This window comes from Chryseobacterium sp. RR2-3-20 (assembly GCF_017808115.1).
GTDB lineage: Bacteria > Bacteroidota > Bacteroidia > Flavobacteriales > Weeksellaceae > Chryseobacterium > Chryseobacterium oryzae.
Genome location: NZ_JADQBD010000093.1, coordinates 1 through 8,152 on the forward strand (window position 1 = coordinate 1; position 8,152 = coordinate 8,152).

An 8,152-nucleotide genomic window follows, 5' to 3' on the forward strand; every position below is an offset into this window, starting at 1 on the left:
TATTGCTAAAATGCGGGATTGAAGGCTCTTGCGTTGAAAATTTTGTGAAATTTAGTCGCAAAAAATGTTTCCGCCTCCATTTTTTTATTAATTTAGTCAACGGAAAACATTTTTTGCTTCGTGCAGTTTTTAGTAGAAATTTTAGGTGTAAAAGCCCGCACTTCAGCAATACGTTTCCCGTTAGCAGAAATGATTTCCAAACAACCTGCCAAATTGACACAAATAATTCAGGGGCACACAAATTGAGTTATTCCTAAAGAATAATAATATTTATTGATATGCCGACACTTTTACAATCTATTCAATCTTTAATTGACAATATAACAGTTACAGATAAACAAGAAAAAAATATTTCATCTTCTGTAAACAATATCACATCTACTTTGGAAGATGATGAAACTCTTAATCTAAAAGAAACTTTTCTTAATGGTTCTTATGAAAGAGATACTATTATTCGCCCTTTGGACGACATTGACATTTTTGCAGTTTTAGATGAAGAAGGGTGGAAAGATGAATATGGCAACTTACCAAGTCCACAATCTGTTCTTTCCAAGATAAAAAATTTTCTTGACAAACAAAATGACTATAATGGTAAAGTCAAGCAAGACCGACCTTGTGTCACAGTAACTTTGAGTAATAAATCATTTGACATTTTACCAGCATTTGAATTTGGAGAAACTGGTTACCAAATCCCAAATTATGATTTAGCTTCTTGGACATTATCTTATCCCAAAACATTGACTGAGAGTTTAAATGAAGCACAACGGAATTACAACTATAAATTAAAAGACATTGTAAAAGTTATTAAATACTGGAACAGATTAAACGATAAAATTATTCCTTCTTATCACATTGAAGAAATCGCTATTAAAGTATTTTACTACGATACATTTTCTAATTTAGAAAAATCCATTAGAAAATGGTTTGATGAAGCCGAATATCATTTAGAATCTAACAAATTTAAATCAGAAAACGAGTTTGATAAATTCAAGAAAAAACTAGAAAAAACTAAAAATAAATTAAATGATGCTAAAGAACTTATAGATAATAAGAACGAAGCTGAAGCAAAAAAAATATGGAAAGAAATCTTCGAGAAGGAATTTCCAATTGTGGATGAGGAAGAAGCAAAAACTTTCTCAAAATCTTTAAGCGAAGGTTCATTAAAAATTGCTAGTTCTGGTTTACTATCTACGGCTACAGGTAAAACTGTTTCAGCTTCTAAAGGTTTTTTTGGAGATGTACATTAAAAAAGCAAAATATAACTCTCAAATTCAAATTTTTGCAATGAGACAAAAATACCCTCAATTTAAAAGTAAAATTGAGGGTAATTCTATAATTTTTACTGGAGATTTACAAGTAAAACCTGAATTTCCCAAATATAAGGTTTCAGTTGAATATAGAAATAGTTTATCTCCAATAGTCAAAATCCTAAGTCCACAATTAGTTGATAATCCACCACACGTTTATTCCGAAAAAAAACTATGTCTTTATCATCCCGATAATTTCAAATGGAAAAAAGAAAAGCTAATTTCAAATGAAATAATTGAATGGACATCAGCTTGGATTTATTTTTATGAAGTTTGGTTAGAAACAGGTAAATGGTATGGACCAGAAGCACCCCATAATATACAAAAGCAAGACTATGAATAAAAAAGTACCACATAAAATAAATTATGATACAACAGGGTTAATTTCTAATATCCAATTTTATTTGATAATTATTGGAACTATGCTATCATTTTCTACAATATTTAATCTTCAAGATTGTATTAAAAGTAATGTGGAGATAATAATATGCATAGTTTCTATCATCTACTTTATTTTTGAAATTATTTTTAATAATTTTTTTATAAAAGCAGAACAGAATAGAATTAATGATTTAATAGATAATAGTCTAAATTCTCAATTAGCTGACGAAAATTCCGAAAACTACTATACAAATGAAGAAGTAAAACAAAGTGTATATAAGCTTGGAGTTAATGGTTTTGAAAATGCATTTTTTACGAAAAACATATCAAGGAAAATGATAAAAAAACAATTACCTTTTTTCATTGCTGTTATATTAATTTACCTCATTTCTATATTTTTTGTGGAGAAAAAGATACTTGTAATTGTTTTTCAATTATTATTACCACTATATGTAATAAAAGACTTTGTACAATTAAACTCATTTAACTCAAAAGTTGAAACAATTTATGACTGTTATAAAAAAGTTTTTACTTCAACAAAAAAAGCGGACAGAGAGCCAATAATAATAAATAATATAATTTCTTATGAAAAATTGCTTTCATCATATAGTATTCAACTAGATTCAAAAATTTTCAATAAAATGAATGACAAATTGTCTATTGAATGGAAAGAATTAAAAATTAAATACAAATTATAATATCACTTCTGCTAACATAGTATTTGCAAAAGGCGGGGTTGAATATTTAATAGAACTATCAGTTGCATTTAGTCGCAAATTGCTTTTCATATTACTTTTTTTTGTAATTTGGTAATCTGAAAAAGCAATTTGCTTCGTTCAGGCGAAATTGAACTTTCAGTTAAATTTAGCCCGCCCTTCGCAAATACTTTTTCCGTTATCTGTAACCATATTTGAAGATTCCGCATAAAAAGAAATGAAGAAAATTTTAAAAAACACTTTGATAATAATTTTAATAATTTCAATTCTTGGAATTCTTTATTTTCTATCAAAATGGAATAGAATAAATATTGATAAAAATATTGGAAAATCTAAAGAAATTAAAAATCTAAATTCAAAAGTTTTTGACCATACTTTTTTAATATTTAACACTGTAAAAGTTAAAACTGATTTTGAAATTTCTGAAAATGTAAGCGATACTGTAACCTTTAACTTTAACGCAGGTAAAAGTCCAAAATCAAAAAACTTAGACTTTTTGACATTTAATAGCGGAGATGGATTTGCAGGAGTTAATATAAATGTATTGAAATATAAGAATTTCTTTTATACATCGGCGGAAACTTACACCGATGTTAAAAGGACATTTGATTTTTTGGAATCTGAAAGATATCAAATTAAAAAGCAAAAATTAACATTAAACAAATCTGAATTTAAAAAAGGTGATAGTATTTTTGGGAAAATTGAATTGCAAATAAAATTCAATCCCACGAATGAAATAATTAATTCAAAAGGATATTTTAGAAGTAAAATTGAATAATTATGGCTACAGATAACATAGTATTTGCAAAAGGCGGGGTTGAATTCATAATAGAACTACCCGATTCCTTTAGTCGCAATTTGCTTTTCATATTACTTTTTTTTGTAATTTGGTAATCTGAAAAAGCAATTTGCTTCGTTCGGTCGAAATTGAACCTTTCGGTTAAATTTAGCCCGCCCTTCGCAAATACTTTTTCCGTTGTGCGCAATATTAGAAGCGCGGTATCAAAAAGAAATTTCGGTCTGAAAAATCAAAATTTTGACCTGAATTAAACTTTCTAAAACTTACTAAAATCTGAAATTTTTTGCGCTGATCTTCCTAAATCCAGAAAAAAACTTTACGAAAAACTTACGGATTTGAGTATTAAAAATTGTGTTGAATTTTTCAAATTTGCGCTTAAAGGCGTGAATAAATTCTGCGTGAATACTTTTCCAAAATTCGTGAATAAAATTCTGAAAATCTTTGCGATTTCGTGCGTGAAAAAAATTGTCATGCTTGATTTTTAATTCTCTGACCTGAATTTAACGAGTTAAATCCAAGTCGCCGAACCGAAAATACTGCGCACAACATGGGTTTGGCAAAAGCGGGGCGGAGAGTTATCATTTAGAAGACTTCAGCACTTTTCGCCGCAAAAAACCTTTTCGTTTTTTTATTTTTTGTAATTTTGAAAAAACGAAAATGGTTTTTGCTCGGTTCGGGTTTAGTTGGAATTTCCGTCTATCTTATCCCCGCCTTCGCCAAGCCCTTTCCCGTTATGTGATATGGCATCAAAAATCACGCTCCGAAATAAACTCCACGATTTTGAGTGAATAAAAAAGAAACTGAATCCAGACCAAAAATGCGTGAAAACAAGGTCTGAATTCATTTTCAAACTTGACTGACTGAATAAAATTCGGACTTGACTTAAAATACTGATTTCTGACACCATATCACTAACGGAAAATGTGCGTGAAAACAATTTAACGCGTCAAAATAACTCTGCGGAATAAATTCTGTGTGAAAAAACTTCCTGAAAATAAAAATTCTGACTGAAAATCCTACGCAAAATCTTTCCGAAAAAATTTTTGAATTTTAGCGTTCTGAAATTTTAACTGTGTGAATAAATTCGCGATTGACTTTTAAAAATAACGCTGAATTTTAAAAACCTTGCTGAATGGAACTTCTGAAAACTGAATCTAACTGAATAAAAAATTATGGAAAATTGCCACATCACATAACATCGTATTGCTAAAATGCGGGATTGAAGGCTCTTGCGTTGAAAATTTTTTGAAATTTAGTCGCAAAAAATGTTTCCGCCTCCATTTTTTTATTAATTTAGTCAGCGGAAAACATTTTTTGCTTCGTGCAGTTTTTAGTAGAAATTTCAGGTGTAAAAGCCCGCACTTCAGCAATACGTTTCCCGTTATGTGATATGGCATCAAAAATCACGCTCCGAAATAAATTCCACGATTTTGAGTGATTAAATAGAAACTGAATCCAGACCGAAATATGCGTGAAAACAAGGTCTGAATTCAATTTCTGCTTGACTGACTGAATAAATTACGGACTTGACTTAAAAAACTGATTTCTGACACCACATCACTAACGGAATCTCTGCGTGAAATAAAATTTAACGCCTTAAATTTACGCGGTTGAATAAAAAAAATTCTGCGTGAAAATAACTTTCTGAAACAAAAAAACGCTGACAAAAATTCGCGCGCAAAACCTTTCCGAAAAAAGTTCTGAATTTTAACGTTCTGAATATTATTCGTGTCTGACTTCACAAACTTGACGCTGAATTTTAAAATGTTGCTGACTAAAAATACCGTTGAAACTGAATCTAACTGACCAATTACTGCGAAATTGCCACATCACATAACATCGGTTTTGCAAAAGCGGGGTTGAAGTTCCCTTGCGTTGAAGATTTTCGCAATTTTCGCCGCAAAAAACCATTTCGTTTTTTTTATTTTTTGTAATTTTGAAAAAACGAAAATGGTTTTTGCTAAGTTCAGTTTTTAGTTGAACTTTTCGGGTGTAAAAGCCCCGCCTTCGCAAAGCCGTTTCCCGTTATGTGATATGGCATCAAAAATCACGCTCCGAAATAAACTCCACGATTTTGAATGAATAAAAAAGAAACTGAATCCAGACCAAAAATGCGTGAAAACAAGGTCTGAATTCATTTTCTGCTTTACTGACTGAATAAATTGCGGACTTGACTTAAAAAAACTGATTTCTGACACCATATCACTAATGGAAAATGTGCATGAAAACAATTTAACGCGTCAAAATCACTCTGCTGAAAAAATTCTGACTGAAAATCCTACGCAAAATCTTTCCGAAAAAATTTTTGAATTTTAGCGTTCTGAAATTTTAACTGTGTGAATAAATTCGCGCTTGAATTTTAAAAATAACGCTGAATTTTAAAAACTTTGCTGAATGAAACTTCTGAAAACTGAATCTAACTGAATAAAAAATTATGGAAAATTGCCACATCACATAACATCGTATTGCTAAAATGCGGGATTGAAGGCTCTTGCGTTGAAAATTTTGTGAAATTTAGTCGCAAAAAATGTTTCCGCCTCCATTTTTTTATTAATTTAGTCAGCGGAAAACATTTTTTGCTTCGTGCAGTTTTTAGTAGAAATTTTAGGTGTAAAAGCCCGCACTTCAGCAATACGTTTCCCGTTGTGCGCAATATTAGAAGCGCGGTATCAAAAAGAAATTTCGGTCTGAAAAATCAAAATTTTGACCTGAATTTAAACTTCTAAAACTGACTGAAATCTGAAATTCTTTGCGCTGATTTTCCTAAATCCAGAAAAAATCTTTACGAAAAACTTACGTATTTGAGTATAAAAATTGTGCTTGACTTTTACAAATTTTGAGCTTAACGGCGTGAATAAATTCTGCGTGAATAATTTTCCGAAATTCGTGAATAAAATTCTGAAAATCTTTGCGATTTCGTGCGTGAAAAAAATTGTCGTGCTTGATTTTTAATTCTCTGACCTGAATTTAACGAGTTAAATCCAAGTCGCCGAACTAAAAATACTGCGCACAACATGGGTTTGGCAAAAGCGGGGCGGAGAGTTTTCATTTAGAAGATTTCAGCACTTTTAGCCGCAAAAAACCTTTTCGTTTTTTTATTTTTTGTAATTTTGAAAAAACGAAAATGGTTTTTGCTAAGTTCGGGTTTAGTTGGTAGTTTTGTCATTCTTAGCCCCGCCTTCGCCAAGCCCTTTTCCGTTAGCAGAAATTTTATAAAAAATACCGTCAAATATGTCAAAATACTACAAAATCACAGCATTTATTTTAATGTCATTTTTAGCAAATTCCTTACAAGGTCAAAACTGTAAATATAAAAGGAATGAAGTGGATGAATTCACTAAAAAGAAAATTCTAGAAACTCCCGACAATTATTTATCTGCAACTTTTTCAGACTTTACAAAAGCAAAAGCAAGAAAAATTAATGATATTAGAATTTTAGATGTTTTTTACTCACATTTGGGAAAAACATTTAGCATTGTTCCAAATTCAGAATTTATGCTTTTGGATAAAAATGGAGAGGTTATTTCGCTAAAGGCAGAAAAATATGATATTTCAAATGCAAATGTTAGCAAAATAGCAACTACAAACACTGTAAATCTCTCTTTTCCGCTTGACGAAGAAACTTACAAAAAATTAGTTGCTTCGGAAATTGTTAAAGTTAGAGTTAATACTAATAGCGGTTATGTTGATATGCCTGTTAAAGAAAATTATTGGAAAAAAGTTCAAGGATTTCTAAAGTGTATTGAATAAAAACAATGAAAATAAAAAAAACTTCTGCTAACATGGGTTTTGCAAGATGCGGGGTTGAAGGAAATCTCAGAAAGTTTTCAGAAAATACCCGCAAAAAACTTTTCCATTTTTTAGTTTTTTCGTAATTTTAAAAAATGGAAAAAGTTTTTGCTAGAGATTGGTTCTCCTCCCGACTTTCAGTTTGCAGTAGCCCGCACCTCGCAAAGCCCCTTTCCGTTAGCAGAAATTTTATAAAAGCTGCGTGACAAATTGTTTTCATAGTTTAATTGGTAAAACGAGGAGTCTTTTTAAAATTTTTAATTCTATATAAAGAATAAAAAATATTGACAAGCAAACTCCATTTGTAGGTTCGAATCCTGCTGAAAACACAAACAAAGTATAAATGAGTAATTTCAATAATCTTCAACGTAAATTATCCGAAGGATTATACGCTTGGATGCTTTATGAATTTAGTTGTAACAAAGCATATGTTTTCAATGAAAAGTATATTTCTTATCCCATCTCAAATATTTTGTCTAACAATCTCAATAAAGATCAAAATGTACTTACTGAACAAAATCACCCTTTAAAAAATGATTCAAAAGGGCGTCCAATTCAAGTTGACTTTGTAATTGCGGACAAATACAAAAAACCCATCAATTGGGAAATAGCAATTGAAACAAAATGGATTGGAAGTACTGAAATCAAATTTGTTGATGTATTATGGGACTTAGTTAGACTTCAAAATTTGTTTACAATTTATCCAAATATTAAATGCTATTTCATAATTGCAGGAAATAAAAATAAAATTGACAAATTTTGGAATGACTGTAATAAAGGAGCAACAAAAAGGATTGTTTGGGAAACAAGTAAAGGGACATATTTTAAACTTAGCAATTTAAAAATAACAGCAAAAAAAAATATTAATGAATTGATTAGTGCATATCCAAAATTTAATCTCTATTCAAAAATAAGTTGTGGAATATCATATAAATACCCTATCAATGACAAGTACAATATGACATTTGGAACATTTCTTATTGAAGTCAAAAATCCAAATATTACGCATAAAATATTATCTCTTTAAAAAAACTTCTGCTAACATAGTATTTGCAAAAGGCGTGTAATCTTCCCATATTTAGGCACACTCAAAAATAGAGTTTTTTGTTAATATTGTTTTGTTGTTGTTGTAAAAATTTCGTTGGAATGTGGGAAAATCT

Annotated in this window: 7 protein-coding genes; 6 read left to right on the plus strand and 1 reads right to left on the minus strand. The window is 30.1% G+C overall.

What is annotated here, in order from left to right; all coding sequences use genetic code 11:
* Positions 1-278: 278 nt before the first annotated feature.
* The 4 genes from IV513_RS14205 to IV513_RS14220 all read left to right on the plus strand — a co-directional run bounded on the left by IV513_RS14205 (position 279) and on the right by IV513_RS14220 (position 3,182).
* On the plus strand, positions 279-1,247 hold the full coding sequence (locus tag IV513_RS14205) for a nucleotidyltransferase (protein ID WP_209391218.1): 969 nt from the start codon (positions 279-281) through the stop codon (positions 1,245-1,247).
* Between the two features lie 37 nt (positions 1,248-1,284).
* Positions 1,285-1,650 carry a hypothetical protein gene (locus IV513_RS14210; RefSeq protein WP_209391219.1) on the plus strand — a complete coding sequence of 122 codons (366 nt, stop codon included), beginning with the start codon at positions 1,285-1,287 and terminating at the stop codon, positions 1,648-1,650.
* Positions 1,643-2,386 (plus strand): hypothetical protein, encoded by a 744-nt coding sequence (locus IV513_RS14215; protein ID WP_209391220.1) that lies wholly within the window; start codon positions 1,643-1,645, stop codon positions 2,384-2,386. The genes IV513_RS14210 and IV513_RS14215 overlap by 8 nt, the downstream gene beginning before the upstream one ends.
* A gap of 235 nt (positions 2,387-2,621) precedes the next feature.
* Positions 2,622-3,182, plus strand: a complete 561-nt coding sequence (locus IV513_RS14220) for a hypothetical protein (protein ID WP_209391221.1) — start codon at positions 2,622-2,624, stop codon at positions 3,180-3,182.
* Positions 3,183-3,882: 700 nt separating this feature from the next.
* Here the strand turns inward: IV513_RS14220 and IV513_RS14225 are convergent.
* Complete coding sequence (locus tag IV513_RS14225; RefSeq protein WP_209391222.1) at positions 3,883-4,047, minus strand: hypothetical protein; 165 nt, start codon at positions 4,045-4,047, stop codon at positions 3,883-3,885.
* Positions 4,048-6,434: 2,387 nt separating this feature from the next.
* Between IV513_RS14225 and IV513_RS14230 the strand changes: the two genes are divergently transcribed.
* Positions 6,435-6,953 (plus strand): hypothetical protein, encoded by a 519-nt coding sequence (locus tag IV513_RS14230; protein WP_209391223.1) that lies wholly within the window; start codon positions 6,435-6,437, stop codon positions 6,951-6,953.
* 382 nt (positions 6,954-7,335) lie between these two features.
* The gene (locus tag IV513_RS14235) at positions 7,336-8,019 is read left to right on the plus strand and encodes a hypothetical protein (protein ID WP_209391224.1); all 684 of its coding nucleotides are present in this window, start codon (positions 7,336-7,338) and stop codon (positions 8,017-8,019) included.
* Positions 8,020-8,152: the final 133 nt, after the last annotated feature.